The following is a 20,290-nucleotide window of genomic DNA, read 5'->3' on the forward strand; positions in this document are numbered from 1 at the left end:
GCTTTATTATTTGTAATAAAAAAGGACTTCATACTATTTCATACATATAAAATCCACACGCTAATCTTATATGTATATCCCTAATAACACCGTCTCTCTCTAAAAAAGCTCCCATTTTTTCATTGATTTTTTGCAAAATATATTATATATTAATTACAGGTTCAAATTACGAGTTCAAAAGAACTTGTAATCAGACCCTTTGTTTAATGGGTTTTACATATTTTCATTAGGCAAATTCCGAGAAATCGTATGATAAAAATAAAAATGATAAGGAGAGGATCCGATGGAATTCGAATTTTTCTTTCAAATTGCACTTATTTTATTAAGTACAAAGCTTGCTGGTGATCTTAGTGTTAGATTAGGCCAACCTTCTGTACTCGGTAAATTAATTGTCGGTATCGTTATCGGTCCAGCTGTATTAGGTTGGATTGAAAACTCAGAACTTCTAACACAATTAAGTAATGTTGGTGTTATTCTTTTAATGTTTATGGCAGGACTTGAAACAGACTTAGAGGAATTAAACGCAAATCGTAATTCTTCTTTAGCTGTTGCACTTGGAGGTATCATTCTTCCATTCGTAGGTGGTTACGTTTCTGGTCTTATTATGGGAATGGAACAAGGAAATGCTGTATTTTTAGGATTACTTCTATGTGCGACAAGTGTTAGTATTTCCGTACAAACACTTCGCGATTTAGGAAAGATGAAAACACGTGAAAGTACAACTATGCTGGGCGCAGCTGTATTTGATGACATTCTTGTCGTTATTTTATTAGCATTTGCAATGAGTTTCCTAGGTACAGACGATGTTAACTTAACAATGATTATCTTGAAGAAAGTTGTATTCTTCGCTTCTATTATTTTAATCGGATGGAAAGGTGTTCCTGCGATTATGCGCTGGTTATCACCGCTACGCGTATCTGAGTCTATCGTGAGCGCGGCTCTTATCATCTGTTTCTCATTCGCATATTTCGGCGAACTATTAGGAATTGCTGGTATTATCGGTGCTTTCGCAGCTGGTATCGCTATTTCTCAAACGAACTACAAACATGAAGTAGAAAAGAAAGTAGAGCCAATCGCTTACGCTATGTTCGTTCCAGTATTCTTCGTAAGTATCGGTATGAATATTACATTTGACGGTATTGGCGATCAAATTTGGTTCATCCTAGCATTAACAGTAATCGCTGTATTAACGAAACTAATCGGTTGTGGCTTAGGTGCACGAATGACTGGATTTGATGCTAAGTCTTCTGCAATTATCGGTTCTGGAATGGTTTCTCGTGGTGAAGTTGCACTTATCATCGCAGGAACAGGACTTTCTTCAGGTCTACTAGCACAAGATTACTTTACAGCTATCGTTATTGTCGTTATTTTAACTACAATGATTACACCACCAATGTTAAAATACACTTTTGGTGCAAAAGATAAAGCAATGAAAGCAAGTAAATAAGTTTAATAAAAAAGAAGCTTACTATCTTATAAGATAGTAAGCTTCTTTTTCGTTTTATCTTTAAACAATCCCGTTCGTTTTTAACCATTTTTCAAAAATAATTCGTGCTTCATCATCATCAATACCATTACGAAATGAATACACCATAATGCCATAATCATCTACATATTCACCTAGCTTCATTTCCTCCACTTTCTTATAAAAATCGTCTACCTCATAGTGTGGAATATACGCATCCCAAACTGGTTCATGTATTCTTTTGTACGCTGTCACTTCTAAATCATATCCGTCTTCATAATATCCGATGTGATAATGTTGACTAGAATCATATTTCTTCATAATAAATTCCCCTCTCTTTGAAAATTTATCATATTTCACATCATAAACAAAAGCGAGCTGTATATTACAGCTCGCTTCATTCATTAAATACGTTCCATCGCTGTCTTCAACGTTCCAACAACAAAGGCAATTTCTTCACTTGAAATAATAAGCGGTGGTGCTAGCGTTAAAACGTTATTATATCCTGCTGTTGTCATACCGTTTCGTCCTATAATTAACCCTTTTTCTTTACAAGCATTTACAACACTTGCAATTTTGTCGTTATCAATTGGCTCTTTCGTCTCTTTATCATTTACTAGTTCAATTCCAACTAGTAGTCCTTTTCCTCTAATATCCCCTACAAGTGGATGTTCTCCAATTTCTTCTTTTAATTGCTCTAATAAAAGCGAGCCCATTTGTGCAGAGCGCTCAATTAAATTTTCATTCTCCATAATTTCTAAGTTTTTAAGTGCTAGTGCACAAGCTGCAGGATTTCCACCAAATGTATTAATATGACGGAAGAATTCATATTCTCCCTTTCCTTTAAATTCTTCATATATTTCTTTTTTCACAGCTGTTGCTGATAATGGTAAATATGCACTTGTAATCCCTTTTGCCATTGTAATAATATCTGGTTTCACATCATAATTCATAAATCCAAATGCCTTTCCTGTACGCCCAAAACCGCAAATCACTTCATCGCTAATGAGCAAGGCACCGTGTTTTTGACACGTTTCATGAACAGCTTGCATATAGTCTTGTGGCGGCATTAAAATGCCTCCGCCTGTAATAATTGGTTCCATAATAAAAGCTGCAATCGTTTCACTTAGTTCCCATGTCATGACCCGATCTACTTCTTTTACACATTCTACATCATAAATGTTCTCTCTTTCTATTCCAGGCATACGATAACAATCTGGCGGCGTTACATGTAAAAATCCTGAAGCAAATGGCTCATATTGATATTTACGCTGCGCTTGCCCTGTCGCTGCCATCGTTGCCATTGTATTCCCATGATAGCCGCGGTAACGTGACATAAATTTATAACGATGTGGCTCACCTTTTTGCGCATAGTATTGTCTTGCTATTTTAAAAGCTGTTTCGTTCGCTTCCGAACCACTATTAGAGAAGAAAATAACATACTCTCCTCCAAGCCATTCATTTAATTTTTCTGCAAGCTTTATAGCCGGTTCATGTGATTGTGACATCGGAAAGTATGATAATGTTTGTAATTGCTTATAGGCCGCCTCTGCAAGCTCTTTTCTGCCATATCCACTATTCACACACCAAAGACCACTCATACCATCTAAATATCTTTTTCCTTGTATATCTTCAACCCAGCACCCTTCTGCTTTTGCCCCTACCATTGTACTATTTGGACTAAAGGGACGCATTCCGTGCCAAACATATTGCTCATCTTTTGCTAATAATTCATCAGTCTGTTTCGTTTTCATCATTTCTTCCACCTTCCATAACAACTTATTTTTCACAAAAGCTGCGCTGGTACCATGATGATTTAAATTTCTCCCTGCTTATTTTCATTCCACAAAATTAAGACAAATCCTACTTACAAAGCAGTATTATTTACAAGAAAAGGACAAAAGAAAAAGGAGCTTTTCTTATCTATCGAAAAGCTCCTCTTTTTTAATGCGAAGACGCGTCACTAATACCATGCCCAGTATTAGATTTTACGAGAATTTCATCAAATTTCGCTGCATCTTCTTTCTTACTAGATAAAACAGTTCCTAAATACGCTGCAAGAAATCCAAGCGGAATCGAAATAATTCCAGGTGTCGTATATGGGAATATCGCTTCCCCAACAAATATAGCTTTTCCAGCTACAGGGTTCCATACATTTGGGCTTAACGCGACAAGAACAATAGCTGATACAAGACCAGCAATCATACCAGAGATGGCACCTGTTGTATTGAAGCGCTTCCAATATATTGTAAATAATATAACTGGCAAGTTTGCACTCGCTGCAACTGCAAATGCTAACGAAACTAAAAATGCTACGTTCAATGTTTGAGCAAATAACGCTAGTATAATAGACAATACCGCTACTCCAATAGACGCATAACGAGCCATGGATACTTGCTCTTTTTCCGTTGATTTCCCCTTGCGGATAATTTCATTATAAAAATCATGTGCGAATGCGGATGCTGCTGTTAATACAAGGCCTGCCACTACAGCTAAAATCGTTGCAAAAGCAATTGCTGATACGAAAGCAAATAAGAAATCTCCGCCCAATGCTTTCGCTAATAAAGGTGCTGCCATATTACCAGCAGGGTTTGCTTTCATAATCGCCTCATTCCCTACAAACGCCGCTGCCCCAAATCCTAAGAAAATTGTCATAATATAAAATGCGCCAATTAACCACGTAGCGTATACGACAGATTGACGTGCTGTTTTTGCATCACGTACTGTAAAAAAGCGAACAAGAATGTGTGGTAATCCTGCCGTACCAAGAACTAGTCCTAAATTTAAAGATAGTGTATCAAGACCATCTTTATACTTTACTCCTGGATTTAAAAACGAATCTTTTAATGGAGTTGCTGTTTTCATTTGAGCAAACATTTCCGTCACACTAAAATTAAATTTTGCGAAAACGATAACAGAAATAATAAATGTACCGGCCATAAGTAATACAGCCTTAACAATTTGCACCCAGCTCGTCGCGGTCATTCCGCCAAAAATAACGTACACTGTCATTAATGTACCAACAATTAAAACGGATGTTGTATATTCGATCCCTAATAATAACTTAATAAGTGCACCCGCCCCAACTAATTGTGCAATCATATAAAAAATTGAAATCGTCATCGTATTAAGCGCTGCAACTCCGCGAACTTTTTTCGCGTCAAAACGCGCCGCAATCATATCCGCTAACGTGTACTTCCCTAAATTCCTTAGCGGTTCTGCGACAAGGTATAGAACAACTAAATAAGCAACTAAAAAGCCGATACTATAAAAGAAACCATCAAACCCAGTTAATGCGATCGCTCCAGCTATACCAAGAAAAGACGCAGCAGACATATAATCTCCCGCAATGGCCAGACCATTTTGCCAACCAGTTAATCCCCCTCCAGCTGTATAAAACTCACTCGCATTTTTCGTTTTTTTCGATGCAAAATAGGTTATGACGAGCGTACCAAGGACAATAATTAAAAATAGTGCAAATGCCGTCGTATTCAAGTTCAGCCCCTCCCTTTTTGCATATTTTGTAGAATTTTTTGCGAGATTTCATCAAAGGATTCCGCCTTTTTGCTATAAATCATACATAAAGCCCAAGTCATAATAAATTGTGCAAAAGCAAATACCCACGCCCACGTAACATCACCAAATGCCGGTGTATTGAGTACCTTTGAATACGATGTTAAAATAGGTAACGCAATAAAAAAACTTAAAAAGAAAATACTCATTGGAACGATAAACTTCTTTTTCTTATTTAATAACAATTGAAATTCTTCTGACTGAACAACCTCTGTATAATTCACCTCATTTTGTAACTTACGTGCTGACGTATCATCTCTTTTCATTCTCTTATCCCCTCTCTTACTAGAAATGCAATTCCCCCTTGTATACCTAAAGACTAAATTTTATAAATATTCAGAAACTTATTTTCATTTTAGACAATCCATACATTCCTGCAAAGATTTTTCGATAGACATTTTTCGGCATTTTCCCCTAAGTTTTTAATATACTTTTTCAAAATAAAGTGACACCTTACTTATTTTTTCCTCATTAAAACAAAAGCAGTGCTTAACGCACTACTTTTTTCTTTTTTTCCTTTTCTAAATTACGAGCTGTTTCGCTTAATTCAACGTCTTTTCCATCTTTAAGCGTTCCAAATATGAAATCGAATACTGGATTTGAAACACCAAACCAAAACTTTTCATTTTTATAATGGTGTAATATGTGCTGTTTTTTTAGCCATCTTCCAAACTTAGTAACAGGACGAATTGGCTTATGTGCAATATAATGTTTCCATTCATAAACGAGAAGCATAATAATCATTCCAATTCCGAACGAAAGTGCAATAGTAACACTTTTTGTTATAGCATATGATATAAGTAAATATATAGTAAAACTCGGTATACTAAACCATACAGGTAAAAATAACAGTTTTAAATCATCTGGATAGACGTGATGGTCATAATGTAATCTTCTTAGCATTTTTAATAAAAATACGTTTTTAGGTGGTTTTAAGTGAAATAAAAAACGGTGTGTCATATATTCGTTTAGCGTATAAAAAATAATACCAAACAAACAAGCTAACAAACCGATCCATGTGAAAAATTGCATTTTTAAAATAATGATAAAAACAAATAAAATACTATACATAATAACGATATCATGTTGTAAAAAGAACTCTTTCCCCACCCTCTTCATCTTCCTTCCCCCTTTTCAAAAAAAACAGTCGCAACATATCGTTACGACTATTTCTTTTCTATATCTTATTCTATACGCTTTACAAATTTGCCTGTTGCTCTATTGTCGAGAAAAAATTGTTCGGTCCAAATATATTTTGCTTCGGAATAATATGTTCCACCGCAAACACTGTTACTTCTCCTCTTTGTACCTCTCCAATGATAAGCCCAAATATTTCATGATTTACAGCAAACGTTGGTTGCTTTGTTTGTAGTAATCTTGCTGCATTCTGAAATACCGCTTCATATAGTGGATTTCTATCAGTAATTTCTTTTCTGATTTTTGGTGCTAACGTAATAATGATTTCTTTTCCGTCAATAGTGGTTCGATACATAAAAATCTCCCCTTCAATCTTATGTGAACAACTGTAAAGCTTTGTATGCAAAATGGATAGAATATCCTACTAAAATAATACCTGCTCCGGCTGTTATATAGCCAAGTGCTTTTTGCTTTAATAAAGTTCTGCCAAAATGGACAGAAAAAGCAATATTTACATTCCATAAAATAATACCAACGATAATACAAAGACTATACAAAAAGGCTTCTTGTTTCGTTACCTTCGTAAGCAATGAGCTAAGTGTACTTCCGTATATACCAAACCAAAAAACAAGATTTAATGGATTGGATATCGCAATTAAAAAACCTGCCATAAACGATTGTTTAAGACCGCCTACCTCTTCTTTTTTATATTCCATATTCGATTGAGAAATTCCTTGTTTTACACTTTGAAATCCTAAATAAAATAATAAGAAAAACCCTGTGCAATACATAAAAGCTTGTACATATGTATACATAAACAGAGAAGATAAACCGAAATAGATGAGAAGCATAAACAAAATATCTGCTGTCATTCCACCAATTCCAACAACCCACGCATGCCAAAAACCTCGTTCAATTCCTCGTTTTAACATTTCAATATTAATCGGACCTACTGGCGCAGCTAATGAAATACCTAATACAATTTGTTGTATAATCGCTCCAAACATCACTCTATCCTTTCTACTTCCTTTACTATTAAGTAATGATATAATAATTAAAAATAGACTAGCTTCCCTCAAAATATTTACTACTAAAATACCCTTTTTTATCCAAAATATGCAAAAGAGCCATCCAGATGATGACTCTTACTTTTCTATCTTATGAAGAAAAGGACATTTTCCTTTTAACGGTTCTACATCGTCTCCTATAAAGTATTGTTTCCATTCACGATGATCCGGATCACCATAATGACTAATGTTAGGATGTTTCGGCAGCTGATCCCACTTTTCAACTCGCTCACGGACCGTTTGCCTAGAATATGCTCCTTTAGGACGATCCCCTTCTAATCCATCAAATATAGTACGTGGCTGAAATCCAATAACGAGAGAATTTCCTAAATGCCTAGTTTTTCGTTGTTTATAGGCTGGTGCGTTTCCAAATGCGAATATCGGTTCCCCGCCAAATGAAAATTCCCATAAGTAATGGTCTGGGTCTTTAGGAATTTGCTTTGGCCATGTTTCCTTATCGTTTTCATGTAAATATTGTAGTACTTTCCAAAAGTAATCACGGTAATATTCCAGTGATTGCTCCTCACATTCCGGTTCTACAAAAAGAAAAAAGCCTCTTCTTACAATTGGACGCTCTTTCATTAGCTCTAAAAAAGATAACATTGTATGTGGCAAATGACTCCAATCATTATGAGAGAGAAATGAATAACGAAGTTCATTCTTTTTTAAAGCTGTTAAGCCAAAATAGCACGGAAAAGTTGGTTCTAGCACAACACTCGAAAAATTTTGAAATTCCTTTGCAACCCAATTCGGTATGTCATTTCTCATTCTCATTCCTTCATTATCTAATAAATAAGACTCATTCATTCTTTCACCTCATTATGTATAGCATTCAATTAAGACTATTACATACTTGGCCTGTCCTATACCTATTTAAAAATTTGGTTAAAAAATTATTTAAAAATACAAAAAATAAAATCGCTTACTTGACTAAATTCTCCCAATTCGTGTATATTTAAATTAATCATTTAGCAGAATATTCAAGATTATAGCATTTTTAGTTTATATTATCTTTTCAAATGAATTTCACTAAATGAAAAAAGCAAATGTTTTTAGGAGGAATTGTAACATGCAAGGAAAAGTAAAATGGTTTAACAACGAAAAAGGTTTTGGATTTATCGAAATTGAAGGCGCTGACGATGTATTCGTACATTTCTCTGCTATTCAAGGCGAAGGCTACAAAGCTTTAGAAGAAGGTCAAGAAGTATCTTTCGATATCACTGAAGGAAACCGTGGACCTCAAGCTGCTAACGTAGTAAAACTTTAATCCAACATATGACAGGAGGTTACCTTACTTGGTAACCTCCTTTGTTATTCCTTTGTATATTTCCGTTTTCCAGAGCAAAAACTATGTGAAATGCGCACTATACAAAGGAGGAATTATTAATGGGATCAGAAGTAAATGATTTTGAAGAAGTGAAATTCCGTGTAGAAACAGCACAAAAAATGGTAGGATCAGCGACAATTTCAATGGATCCAGATACATTAGAGCATGCTACTACTGCTGTAGAAGCAGCTCGCTCTCAGCTTGAAATTATGAAATCTGTTGCAACAGATTTAGACGAGCCATTTTTAATAAATGAGGAAAAGAAATTAAGCGAGTGTGAGCATCAATTAAATGAAGCGAAGCACTAAAAAACATCCAGAGAGTTTTCTCTGGATGTTTTTTCATGACAACTGTTCCCCATATTTTTTCAATGTTTCTCCAACTGTACATTGTCTTATACAAAAGGAATGAGCATAATACTTACTATTTGTCTTTCGATTATGTTCTCGCAAAAAACATCCTTCACAATACGTTTCTAATAAGTCATTTACCTCTGTAATGAGTTGCTTTTTATCCACCTTTGCACCTCTCTATTCGGTTATTTCTTTATGACTATCAATCACTGTTCCTTCTAATGCTTGCGTAGCTAATTGATGTGCTTCTTTATTTTGTTTTCTTGATATAGGCTCACATACAAGTTTTAATTTCATTTGCTTTGCTTTTTGCTCAATTTGGTCTAAATAATGATTTAAATGTTCATCATAACAAGGCCATTCTCCAGCCAATTGCTGCAGTACAACTTGAGAATCTCCGCGAAGCGTGACCGCTTCATACTTAATCCCTAATTCCTCGAGTATATTCATGCTATATAGTAATGATGCATATTCCGCTTCATTATTATCATATATGCCTTCTATATATGCATTACGGCGAATTCGGTATTTTGTATTTCCTTTTTTATAGTATACACATATGCCTATACCAGCTTCTTTCGTCTGTACATCATAGCCGCCATCAAAATAAACGAGTATTTCTTGGGGTTCTTCCTCCACTTGTTTGCTCAGCTTCTTCATTTCCTTTAATGACCATTCTGCATCCATTTCATCGTAAAATAATAATTCTTTCATTCTTCCTGTTTTCTCGAAATCCTCCGCAAATTGAAGTGCTTCTTCTATGTTCATATAATCTGTCGTTAATTCCGTCTGAAAACCGCGTTTTGTTTTATACAACCAATGAATTTTATATTTCATACTAGATTCCCCTTATGTAAGACTTCTTATATGTATCCAGCTAATGAAAGCCTCACTTTATTTTATTATATTTTATCAAGAGTCAAAGAATTATATTCAATATTATCACATGCAAAAAGAGCTATCCCTATAGGAATAGCTCTTTCATCTATTACATAAATCTTTCAAATTGTACTCGTTTATTAATCCAGTACATTACAGGCATACCAATCGCCATAACAACAAATTCACCGATTGCACATGTTAACCAAGTCAACATGAATGGTAAATCAAATGCAAGATGAAGTTCAATTGCAATCATAAACATTGTAATTGTAAAAATGACTGTATTAAAAATCATACGAGCCCAAACACCTTTAATAAATCGCATAGAAATAATCGTTGCAACTAATGCAAGAATAGATTGCCCCACTCCAAATACTAAATCGTAAGCGATCATAGGTGAGAAAAAGAGATTCGTTAAAAATACACCTAATACAATTCCGTAAATTGCTTTCTTATTAAATACAACGAGATGATTAAACATCTCTGAAATACGAAACTGTACATTCGTAAAGCCAAATGGCTGAATAAGCATAGAAACAGCAATATATAATGCCGCTAAAATACCATTACCGACTAAAGTTCTAATATTCATGACAAAATCTCCTTAGTTTTTTTACGTGGGATGGTTTCGAACCACGTTATTCGTTTTTTAAGCAACAAGATTATATTTTACGCGTTAGCCCCCCTTTCGTCAATAGATTCCTACCATGAACTACCCTTTTTCTTTTAGACAACGTATAATGAAATATATGAAAGATTTAGGAGGTTTTATTTCATGACTGCAACAATTCAAAATGAAAAAGTGATCGTTACCATCTCTGACAAAGGTGCAGAATTACAAAGCGTTCTCTTAAAAGAAGACAATACAGAATACTTATGGCAAGGTGATGCTACTTATTGGGGACGCCGTGCACCAATTTTATTCCCAATCGTCGGCCGATTAGTAGATAATACATACTACGTAGATGGTAAACCTTATTCTTTAACACAACACGGCTTTGCTCGTGATCTTACATTCTCTGTAGAAGAACAAAGTGAAACGAAAATCACCTACATTGTAACTAGTAATGAAGAAACATTAAAAAAATACCCATATGAATTCGAATTACTCGTTTCTTATGAACTAGACGGACAAACCGTTCATGTAACATACGAAGTGAATAACCCTGCTTCAAAAGAGATGTTCTTCTCAATCGGAGCACATCCTGGTTTCAATTTCCCGTTATTAGAGGGCGAGTCATTTACAGATTACCATCTATCTTTTAATGGTCCAGAGCGTTTAGAAACGAGCGTATTAGAAGGACCTTACCTTTCAAATAAGAAGCAACTAATTGCTGAAAGTACGAATGAGTTGCCACTTACATACGACCTATTTAAAAACGATGCACTTATTTTTGAAAATATGAATACAGATGAAATCTCCATCCGTTCTCATAAACATAATAAATTCGTAAAAGTAGAATTTGACGGATTCCCATTTGTCGGCGTATGGACACCAGGCGAGAATGCACCTTTCTTATGTATTGAACCTTGGTACGGAATTGCTGATGAAGTAAATCCAGCAAAAGATTTCAAGGAAAAAAAAGGAATTCAATCTTTACAAGCGAATGAAACATTTACATGTCGTTATAGTATTACAATCGGCTAAGTTACTCTATCCCCTACTTCAAAGAAACATATAGGTAGGGGATCATCTTATCATTTGGAGGTTTCTCATTTTGATTGAAGTATATATTGATGGTGCATCAAAAGGAAATCCTGGTCCTTCTGGTGCAGGCGTATTTATTAAAGGGATTCAACCCGCTGTACAATTATCATTGCCCCTTGGGACAATGTCCAATCATGAAGCGGAATACCACGCTTTACTTGCGGCATTAAAATATTGCACGGAGCATAATTATAACATTGTCTCTTTTCGTACAGATTCGCAACTTGTTGAGCGAGCTGTCGAAAAAGAATACGCAAAAAATAAAATGTTTGCACCACTATTAGAGGAAGCACTGCAGTACATAAAAAGTTTCGATCTCTTTTTTATTAAGTGGATTCCAAGTAGTCAAAATAAAGTTGCTGATGAGTTAGCTAGAAAAGCTATCTTACAAAATTAACGGGGGTATGAGTGTGAAAAAAGATTGGATCGCTCCTCTTGCTTTATTATTTGTGTCTTTTATTTGGGGAGCTACATTTGTTGTCGTTCAAAATGCTATGTCTTTCGTTGGACCATTTACTTTTAATGGTATACGTTTTTTATTCGCTGGAATCATTTTATTATTCGTTCAAATGATTTTCTCAAAAAAAACTTCAAAACAACATATAAAACAGAGTAGCCTCGCTGGATTAACCGTTGGATTCTTTTTATGCGTCGGCTATGTATTACAAACATTCGGCTTACTTTATACAACTTCTTCAAAAGCTGGTTTCTTAACAGGGCTTAGTATCGTTATGGTACCAATCTTGTCTTTTATCTTTTTAAAACAAAAAGCTACTATTTTTATCGTAATTGGCATTGTTGTAGCAACAGCGGGTTTATATTTATTAACAGCAGGTGATTCTTTTCAATTAAACATTGGAGATATACTCGTTCTCGGTTGTGCAGTTGCTTTCGCTGCTCATATTCTCGTTAACGGCTTCTTCTCTAAAAAAATATCACCTTTATTGTTAAGCACATCGCAAGTATTAGCTGTCGGTATGTTTTCTTCTATTTGCGCCTTTTTGTTTGAAGATTGGGAAAAATTATTTTCAGTAGCACTATGGACGAATTCTTCCTTTTTATTTGCTCTATTTCTAACTTCTCTGTTCGCGACATCCATTGCTTTTTTCATTCAAACATCAGCACAAAAACATACGTCTCCAACGAGAGTAGCAATTATTTTCGCAATGGAGCCCGTTTTCGCTGCCTTAACAGGCGTTCTCGTTGCAAACGAACAACTTTCTATTTCCGCTATTATCGGATGCCTCTGTATTTTCCTAGGCATGGTTTTTGTTGAATTACCTTCTAAAACAAAAAAAGAAGCGCAGGCTGCGTGAAGTTACGCTTGTAACTTCCGCATAAAAGCCTTAGCGCTTTTTTTATCTGTAATCTCTTCTTCTTTCAATCGTTCTAATAACGCAACAAAATAACTGCCATCAAACTGCAATTGATGCTTAATTGTCGCTTCTATTGCTGCGTTTACAATGCCATCAGATGCACCCGTATATCCTTGTCCGAACATAATAAATCCTTGTGCTTCCTCTGATAATTTAAATCCTTTCGTATGTAAGAATGAAAGATAATCTTCTACTGTTTGCATGTTATTCCCACCTACTCAAAAATTCTCCACTTCCTATCATACATGTTTTTATACGCCATGAGAATGAAATTTCTTTGACAACTTTGTAAATCAGCCTATACTCTACTTGCAATGGAGGATTTCCTTATAATATGGAGGAATATGTACAGTGGAACTTATTTCATATTAAAGGGGAGACACGATGAAACAAGCACTATTAATTATCGATGCGCAGCAAGAATTAATGGATGGAAATGAACAAGAAAGTGAAGTTTTTCGTAAAACCGAATTATTATCTACACTCAATACAGCCGTGCAGAAAGCAATAGATGCCAATGCCCTTATTGTTTTCGTAAGAGATATCGATGTTGCTTCTGGTAGCGGAGAAGGCTTTGAAGTACATAATCAAATTCAAGTACCTCAATCTGCAATCCTTATTAATAAAGCCGCAACAAATTCATTCTATGGTACTTCTTTACTTGAACTGTTAAAAGAAGAAAAAATTAACCATATCGTTATAGGTGGATGTAAAACAGAACATTGTATCGACACCGCTGTTCGAACAGCAACTGTACAAGGATTTGATGTTACATTAATTAAAAACGGTCATTCCACAACTGATTCTGACGTATTGACTGCAGAACAAATTATCTCTCACCATAATAAAATTCTCCATGGTCATTATAATGTTGATCATTTTTCTATGGTAAGGGATATCGAGGAAGACCTCTTTCAGCCGACTCATAATCAATATCGTGATTAGCGAAAAAGAACCCTTCGTTCAGAAGGATTCTTTTTCACCCAAAAATTTGTGCTGCAATGCTATATAACTCATTATTCCTTTTTAATAATTGACCGCTATTTTTCATCATAATTGGTGGTGTATTCACCTTTTTAAAACCAGTAATCTCTAATACTTTCATGAAATCTTTCTTTCCTTCTAGTACATCAATTCTTAATTTACCATTATGCCCTTTTGCTAAATCATGTACAATTCTCATTGCCATCTCATCATTTTTAGCAACAACCGGTCCTATTATTTTATTTTCTGGTGTTTGTATGCTTAAACCGTAACCTAATACATTTTGTTCCTTGTCCCTTACAACAGTGCACTGTTCACTTTGCATAATTCTTTTCTTTAAAAACTCTTTTCTATTTGTTCCAAACGCATATTCATCTATTTTTATTATTTTTTCTAACTCACCCTCTTCATAGTTCATTACATAATCTTCATTTCTTACACAATAATCATTCGCATTGTACGAGTTACATATGTATTTAGAAACATAACTTACTGCTCTAAATCCTAATTTTTCATATAAAGGTTTTCCTTCATCCGTAGCAATAAGCATAAATGGAGTTTGAGCTGATACGCTATTCATGCATGAATTTGTAATCATCTTTCCAATTCCTCTTCCCTTATAATCTGGATGTACAATTACCATTCCGATAGATGCCAACGCCTCCCCATATAATATTATTGCTGCGCTAGCAATAAGTTCCTTTCTCTCATTCCATACGCCGTATACAATACCTGAGTTAAAAATTGTTTCAACTTCTTCCCTATTATAATCCCAACCAATATAAGATGATAATGCTACAATATCGCCTATTTGTTCTTCCTTAAGACGATCCACGCTAAATTCCAATTCAATCATACTCCACCCCTTATCTAGCCATCTTCCCAATTCAACTTGTACATGTTACCCTTTATTTGTCACACACATATCCTATTTTGACCAAGACTATATTGTAAGTGAGGTGACAACATGCCCATTACAAATCGATTTTCTACCACCACTAACGGCGCACTTGCGATTACAGGAAACACACTCGGTTTAAGTAAAATCAGTAATCAAAACCGTGCTGGTACAATCGGGGCAATTGGCGCATTTATAACTACCAATACCGCTTTACAAGTAACTTCTTTTCCTGCTGGTACAACATTAAACTATACACAAAATAGTTCTACCGCTCTTTTAAATATACCTGCTGGTAGTACGATTCTTTACGCAGAACTCGTTTGGGGCGGAAACTATTTATCTCGTGATCAAAACATTACGAACGTATTAGGCAATCCTGTTTCTTTTACAACACCTGTTTCAACATACTCGATTACTCCATCGGCTGTTACAGCTTCCAATCAAACATTCGTTTCTGGATCTATCACATTTGGATTCTATACACGTTCTGCAGATGTAACATCCCTCATTCAAGCAGGAGGATCTGGCTCTTATACAACCGGCTCTGTCCCTGGACTTGTAGATCCTATAGATGCTTCTAACGGAACAATTAATTCAGCTGGGTGGACGCTTATCGTCGCTTACCAAAATGGAACATTACCTGCAAGAAATTTAACCATTTATGTAGCAGGCAACCGGGTTTCTGCAGAAACTGGTAGTGCCGATGTATCTGTTTCAGGATTTTTAACACCTTCAGGAGGGCCTGTAAGCGGGAGATTGTTTTTAAGTTCTACCGAAGGAGATGCTGATTTAATTGGGGATCAGGCTCTATTCGGGCCAAATTTCAGTTCATTAAATGCCTTATCTGGACCTAACAATGCTGTAAATAATTTCTTCGGTTCTCAAATTAATAATGCCGCTGGAAACTTAGATACAACCGGGACATTTGGAACGCGAAATCAAAGTGCTTCTACAGGTACAAACATCTCCGCTGGAAGACAGGGCTGGGACATTACTTCCATTGATATTTCTCCTTATTTAACAAATTCTCAAGTGTCCGCCGCAATCCGTTTAACAACTAACGGAGACGCATATATGTTGAATACAGTCGGTTTACAAATCAACATAAATTCACCTAACATACAAGCAACAAAAAGCGTGAATAAAAGTGTTGCAGCAATTGGAGACGTTCTCACTTATACAGTTACTATCCCTAATACAGGGCTTCTCCCCGCCAATAACGTTATTTTTACAGACATTCTTCCTAACGGTACTTCCTTTATACCTGGAACTGTAACAGTAGATAATGTCCCGCAAACGAATGCAAATCCGGCCGCTGGTATATCTCTTGGAACCATTAATAACAGCGCTTCTCGTACAGTAACTTTCCAAGCTACTGTCGTTTCTTTTCCAAATCAAAATCCTATCTCCAACACTGCTAATATTACATTTCAATATACACCAATCGCTGGAGGAACGACTTTTAACGGTCTTGCAACAAGCAACTCTGCTGGAACACAAGTTAACCTCGCAGATATTAATGGCACAAAATCAGTTAACAAACTTTTTACCGATATTGGTGAAACGTTAACTTACAGTATCGCCTTAGCTAATATAGGGAATATTGCTGCAACGAACGTTATATATACGGATCCGATTCCTAGCGGGACTACTTTCGTTCCAGGAAGTGTAACTGTTAACGGAATTACGCAAGCTGGAGCGAATCCCGCAAATGGTATATCAATTGGGTCTATTGCTGCTAATTCTACGACTACTATTTCATTCCAAGTATCCGTTCCATCTATCCCCCAAACAAACCCCATATTAAATAGCGGGACTACAACTTATCAATACATTCCTGTACCAAATCAACCGGCAGTAAGCGGGACTGATACGACGAATATTGTCTCCACTCAAGTGAATAATGCTACTGTAACAATGACAAAAGCGGTAGATAAAAATTTTGCCGATATTGGTGATACACTAACGTACACCGTTTCCTTTACAGGTACAGGTAATACAAGTGCAAACAATGTTATGTTTACAGATGCCATTCCTACTGGAACCACTTTTGTCCTTAACAGTTTAACAATAGATGGCACAACACAAGTGGGAGCAAATCCCGCTAACGGTGTGAACATTGGATCGATCCCAACTGGTACAACAAAAAATGTTTCATTTCAAGTAGTTGTAAATACAATACCCACGCTAAATGTCGTATCTAATGGATCAAGCGCTTCTTATCAGTACACTGTCAATCCAAGCCAATCACCCGTTACAAAAAACATTTCTTCTAATCTCGTTTCCACTCAAATTAACAATGCGAATTTAGCATTAACAAAATCAACAAATAAACAATTTGCTACAATCGGCGATACAATCAGTTATACAATCCTTATCTCAAACAGTGGAAATACAGCTGCAACGAACGTACAACTAACAGATCCACTTCCAAATGGGACAATATTGACTCCAGGTACTGTAACACTAAACGGTGTTTTGCAAAATGTAAATTCTCTCGTTGCTTTGCCTATTGGCACAATTCCCGGCGGAGCTACTTTTACACTTTCTTTCCAAGTAACTGTCATCAATATTACCGCCCAAAATCCTATCATTAACAATGCTTTCGCTTCTTATTTATACACTGTAAATCCTAGTCTGCCACCAAATTCAAAAACAGCAAATTCTAATTCTGTTACATCAACAATTAGACTAGCAAACCTTCAAGCTACTAAATCTGTAGATAAAACGTTTGCAGAAGTTGGAGATATATTAACCTATACCTTCGCTCTTACAAACAACGGAAATGTTACGGCAAACAATGTATTACTATCCGATTCAATAGCGAACGGGACTTCCTTTGTACCGAACAGTGTTATCGTTAACGGCGTTAATCAGTCGGGCGCAACACCAGCTAGCATCAATATCGGTAGCATCAATGCTAATACTACGATTACAGCTTCATTCCAAGTATTAATCACTAGCATTCCAAACCCAAACCCTATTTCGAATAGTGCCTCCATTTCTTATAACTTTATTGTTGATCCAAACGCTTCGCCTGTAAGTAAGAACACTACTTCAACTACTACATTTACGCAAGTAAACGATGCAAATGTCATTTCAGCTAAAACAGTAGATAAAGGGTTCGCTACTGTAGGGGATGTATTAACTTATACCGTCGTTTTAACGAATGCAGGAAGTGTTTCTGCTGATAGTCCTACTTTCGTAGATACAAATCCAGACGGCACTACCTTTATCCAAAACACTTTCCTGATTAATGGTGTACTCCAAAATAACGCAGATCCAAATGTCGGTATTCCGTTACCTTCCATTCCTGCGAACGGTTCACTTACCGTCTCTTATCAAGTAACTGTCACCTCTTTACCAACACAAAATCCAACAATAAATTCATCTAGTACACAGTATAGTTTTATTTTAAATCCGGGCGATCCACCAACTATAGAAACATCTTTAAGTAATACTGTAAGTACACAAATTAATGTAGCAAATGTAGTTATTGTTAAACAGGTAGATTTAACTATTGCTGATGTTGGGCAACCAATCACATATACCATTGCCCTAGCTAATCCAGGAAATACTCCAGCGAATAATGTAGTTGTTACCGATATACTCCCTTCCGGCACAACTCTCGTACCAAATAGTACTTTTATAGGCGGTGCTTTACAGCTAGGTGCAGACCCAAGTACCGGTCTTCAAGTCGGGACAATTACTGCTGGCGGATTTACAACGATTGTTTTTCAAATAAGCGCAAGTAGTTTGCCTACACAAAATCCAATTCAAAACAGTGCTGCACTGCAATATAACTTTATTGCTGACCCAAATTTACCTGCTGTTGTGAGAAATGCTACTAGTAATATAGTAACGACACAAATTAATACTGCTAATATTGTCGCTACGAAACTAACAAGTACAAATTTCGCTGATGTTGGTGATGTCATAACTTATGCAACGATTTTAACGAATAACGGCAATATCCCTGCCTCCAATGTAACGTTTACAGATATCATTCCAGCTGGTACCATCTTCCTTCCTAACACTGTAACGATTAACGGGGTTCCTATAGCTAATGCAAACCCTGCTAATGGCATTTTAATTGGTACAATAGGAGCGAATTCATCACGTACTGTCTCATTCCAAGTTTCTGTACCAACTATTCCTAGTCCAAATCCGATTACGAATCAATCGAGCACTACATTCCAATACATGTACGACGCATCCAAACCAATTGTAACGCAGCTGGTGGCATCTAACACCGTACAGACGACTATTAATAATGCTACAATTGCCGCTGTAAAATCGGCAGATAAACAGTTTGCTAACGTAAATGATATGATTACGTACACGACTACTTTAACGAATAACGGGAACACACTTGCATCAAATGTAATTTTTACAGATGTACTTCCAAACGGAACATCATTTATCCCTAATAGTGTAACAGTAAATGGAAATGCACTCCCTAATACAAATCCAGCAAGTGGGATTGCAATTGATCCAATAAACCCTAATACAAGTGCAACAATCTCATTTCAAGTAATAGTAAATTCCATTCCTAGTCCAAATCCAATCCCGAACCAAAGCAATACAGCGTACCAATATGTCATAGATCCTAACTTACCTCCAGCATCCGCTAATGCGTTAAGTAATGTAATAACAACTCAAATTAATAACGCTACAATCGTCGCTACGAAGTCAGTAAATACACCGACAGCTGCAATTGGGGATATCGTTACTTATACGATTGCCGTTACGAATACAGGAAATATTCCTGCTAGTGCTACAGTTTTAACAGATGGACTCGGCGCAGGCGCTTCATTTGTCCAAAACTCTGTAACTATCAATAATATTCCGCAGCCGGGTTTAGATCCATCACTTGGTATTCACTTAGCAGATATTCCCCCAGGAGATACTGTATTCATTACTTTTCAAGCACAAATTTTAGCGATACCACCTAGTGGCACATTAACAAATAATGCTCTTGTAAATTATGAGTATACCGTGAACCCAAACCAATCACCTGCTGTTGATAGCACAATTACGAATACGACGGTTACTCCAATTATTGATGCTACTTTAGTTTTAAATAAAAATGCGAGTACAACTTTCGCTACAATTGGTGATACGATTACATTCACTTCATCTATTACAAACACAGGAAATACTACTGCGAACAACATTGTGTTTACAGATTCCATTCCAAATGGTACTACCTTTGTCCCAAATAGCTTTAAAATAAATGGTGTAACCGTCCCAAATGCAAATCCGCAAAACGGTATCAATATTGGTAACTTGAATGCAAATGCATCGATTACACTCAATTTTCAAGTAAACATTACAACGCTGCCAAACCCGAATCCACTTCCGAACAAATCATCGCTTCAATATAACTTTATTGTTGATATAAATGAGCCGCCTGTTTCCCGAACAGTTCAATCCAATAAAACCTTTACACAAGTAAATACTGCTTCCGTTATCGCAACAAAAACTGCAAGCAGTGCATTTGCTGCTGTTGGAGAT

21 protein-coding genes and 1 riboswitch are annotated in these 20,290 nt (G+C 36.0%); of the genes, 8 read left to right on the forward strand and 13 right to left on the reverse strand.

Annotation, left to right across the window (positions count from 1 at the left end; translation table 11 throughout):
- The first annotated feature begins 283 nt into the window (after nt 1-283).
- Complete coding sequence (locus tag BAQ46_RS21065; protein ID WP_000393887.1) at nt 284-1,447, forward strand: cation:proton antiporter; 1,164 nt, start codon at nt 284-286, stop codon at nt 1,445-1,447.
- A gap of 60 nt (nt 1,448-1,507) precedes the next feature.
- Here BAQ46_RS21065 and BAQ46_RS21070 read toward each other — a convergent pair whose 3' ends face one another.
- The 8 genes from BAQ46_RS21070 to BAQ46_RS21105 form a co-directional block, all read right to left on the reverse strand.
- Nucleotides 1,508-1,870 carry a DUF3986 family protein gene (locus BAQ46_RS21070; RefSeq protein WP_001001115.1) on the reverse strand — a complete coding sequence of 121 codons (363 nt, stop codon included), beginning with the start codon at nt 1,868-1,870 and terminating at the stop codon, nt 1,508-1,510.
- Nucleotides 1,870-3,219 carry an aspartate aminotransferase family protein gene (locus BAQ46_RS21075; protein WP_071742683.1) on the reverse strand — a complete coding sequence of 450 codons (1,350 nt, stop codon included), beginning with the start codon at nt 3,217-3,219 and terminating at the stop codon, nt 1,870-1,872. Before BAQ46_RS21075 ends, BAQ46_RS21070 begins: the two co-directional genes overlap by 1 nt.
- Nucleotides 3,220-3,409: 190 nt before the next feature.
- Nucleotides 3,410-4,960 carry a solute symporter family protein gene (locus tag BAQ46_RS21080; protein ID WP_001098246.1) on the reverse strand — a complete coding sequence of 517 codons (1,551 nt, stop codon included), beginning with the start codon at nt 4,958-4,960 and terminating at the stop codon, nt 3,410-3,412.
- Nucleotides 4,961-4,962: 2 nt separating this feature from the next.
- Nucleotides 4,963-5,304, reverse strand: a complete 342-nt coding sequence (locus BAQ46_RS21085; protein WP_000817360.1) for a DUF485 domain-containing protein — start codon at nt 5,302-5,304, stop codon at nt 4,963-4,965.
- A 223-nt stretch (nt 5,305-5,527) separates the two neighbouring features.
- Entirely contained in the window at nt 5,528-6,157 is a 630-nt protein-coding gene (locus tag BAQ46_RS21090) for a sterol desaturase family protein (protein WP_000832150.1), read from the reverse strand.
- A 79-nt stretch (nt 6,158-6,236) separates the two neighbouring features.
- Nucleotides 6,237-6,530: a hypothetical protein gene (locus tag BAQ46_RS21095; protein WP_000286373.1), complete on the reverse strand. Its 294-nt coding sequence runs from the start codon at nt 6,528-6,530 to the stop codon at nt 6,237-6,239.
- A gap of 19 nt (nt 6,531-6,549) precedes the next feature.
- Nucleotides 6,550-7,182 (reverse strand): LysE family transporter, encoded by a 633-nt coding sequence (locus BAQ46_RS21100; RefSeq protein WP_000466557.1) that lies wholly within the window; start codon nt 7,180-7,182, stop codon nt 6,550-6,552.
- A 138-nt stretch (nt 7,183-7,320) separates the two neighbouring features.
- On the reverse strand, nt 7,321-8,049 hold the full coding sequence (locus BAQ46_RS21105) for a YqcI/YcgG family protein (protein ID WP_061131061.1): 729 nt from the start codon (nt 8,047-8,049) through the stop codon (nt 7,321-7,323).
- 262 nt (nt 8,050-8,311) lie between these two features.
- On the opposite strand from BAQ46_RS21105, the gene cspB reads away from it, so the two are divergent.
- Together cspB and BAQ46_RS21115 are read left to right on the forward strand one after the other, a co-directional pair.
- Complete coding sequence (gene cspB / locus BAQ46_RS21110) at nt 8,312-8,509, forward strand: cold shock-like protein CspB (protein WP_001161727.1); 198 nt, start codon at nt 8,312-8,314, stop codon at nt 8,507-8,509.
- A gap of 119 nt (nt 8,510-8,628) precedes the next feature.
- The gene (locus tag BAQ46_RS21115; RefSeq protein WP_000534391.1) at nt 8,629-8,877 is read left to right on the forward strand and encodes a DUF2564 family protein; all 249 of its coding nucleotides are present in this window, start codon (nt 8,629-8,631) and stop codon (nt 8,875-8,877) included.
- Between the two features lie 33 nt (nt 8,878-8,910).
- Here the strand turns inward: BAQ46_RS21115 and BAQ46_RS21120 are convergent, their stop codons facing one another.
- The 3 genes from BAQ46_RS21120 to BAQ46_RS21130 form a co-directional block, all read right to left on the reverse strand.
- A complete protein-coding gene (locus BAQ46_RS21120; RefSeq protein WP_000358801.1) occupies nt 8,911-9,087 on the reverse strand; it encodes a zinc-finger domain-containing protein in 177 nt (58 codons plus the stop codon).
- Nucleotides 9,088-9,099: 12 nt separating this feature from the next.
- Nucleotides 9,100-9,759, reverse strand: a complete 660-nt coding sequence (locus tag BAQ46_RS21125; protein ID WP_000875516.1) for a ribonuclease H family protein — start codon at nt 9,757-9,759, stop codon at nt 9,100-9,102.
- 151 nt (nt 9,760-9,910) lie between these two features.
- Complete coding sequence (locus BAQ46_RS21130; RefSeq protein ID WP_001026467.1) at nt 9,911-10,396, reverse strand: QueT transporter family protein; 486 nt, start codon at nt 10,394-10,396, stop codon at nt 9,911-9,913.
- A 6-nt stretch (nt 10,397-10,402) separates the two neighbouring features.
- Nucleotides 10,403-10,447: riboswitch (PreQ1 riboswitch) on the reverse strand.
- A gap of 132 nt (nt 10,448-10,579) precedes the next feature.
- On the opposite strand from BAQ46_RS21130, the gene BAQ46_RS21135 reads away from it, so the two are divergent.
- From BAQ46_RS21135 to BAQ46_RS21145, 3 genes are all read left to right on the forward strand, one after another.
- Entirely contained in the window at nt 10,580-11,452 is an 873-nt protein-coding gene (locus tag BAQ46_RS21135) for an aldose 1-epimerase family protein (RefSeq protein WP_000127426.1), read from the forward strand.
- Between the two features lie 70 nt (nt 11,453-11,522).
- The gene (locus tag BAQ46_RS21140; protein WP_061131060.1) at nt 11,523-11,909 is read left to right on the forward strand and encodes a reverse transcriptase-like protein; all 387 of its coding nucleotides are present in this window, start codon (nt 11,523-11,525) and stop codon (nt 11,907-11,909) included.
- A gap of 13 nt (nt 11,910-11,922) precedes the next feature.
- Entirely contained in the window at nt 11,923-12,828 is a 906-nt protein-coding gene (locus tag BAQ46_RS21145; RefSeq protein ID WP_071742685.1) for a DMT family transporter, read from the forward strand.
- A 2-nt stretch (nt 12,829-12,830) separates the two neighbouring features.
- Here BAQ46_RS21145 and BAQ46_RS21150 read toward each other — a convergent pair whose 3' ends face one another.
- A complete protein-coding gene (locus BAQ46_RS21150) occupies nt 12,831-13,091 on the reverse strand; it encodes a DUF6123 family protein (RefSeq protein ID WP_001195212.1) in 261 nt (86 codons plus the stop codon).
- A gap of 181 nt (nt 13,092-13,272) precedes the next feature.
- Between BAQ46_RS21150 and BAQ46_RS21155 the strand changes: the two genes are divergently transcribed.
- Nucleotides 13,273-13,833, forward strand: coding sequence for a cysteine hydrolase family protein (locus BAQ46_RS21155; protein ID WP_000806354.1), 561 nt, complete (start codon nt 13,273-13,275; stop codon nt 13,831-13,833).
- A 34-nt stretch (nt 13,834-13,867) separates the two neighbouring features.
- Here BAQ46_RS21155 and BAQ46_RS21160 read toward each other — a convergent pair whose 3' ends face one another.
- Nucleotides 13,868-14,728, reverse strand: coding sequence for a GNAT family N-acetyltransferase (locus BAQ46_RS21160; RefSeq protein ID WP_061129175.1), 861 nt, complete (start codon nt 14,726-14,728; stop codon nt 13,868-13,870).
- Nucleotides 14,729-14,839: 111 nt separating this feature from the next.
- Here BAQ46_RS21160 and BAQ46_RS21165 point away from each other — a divergent pair.
- A partial coding sequence (locus BAQ46_RS21165) for a beta strand repeat-containing protein (protein WP_131801185.1) occupies nt 14,840-20,290 on the forward strand: 5,451 nt, incomplete at its 3' end.

Origin of the sequence: Bacillus paranthracis (genome assembly GCF_001883995.1) — a bacterium.
Lineage (GTDB): Bacteria > Bacillota > Bacilli > Bacillales > Bacillaceae_G > Bacillus_A > Bacillus_A paranthracis.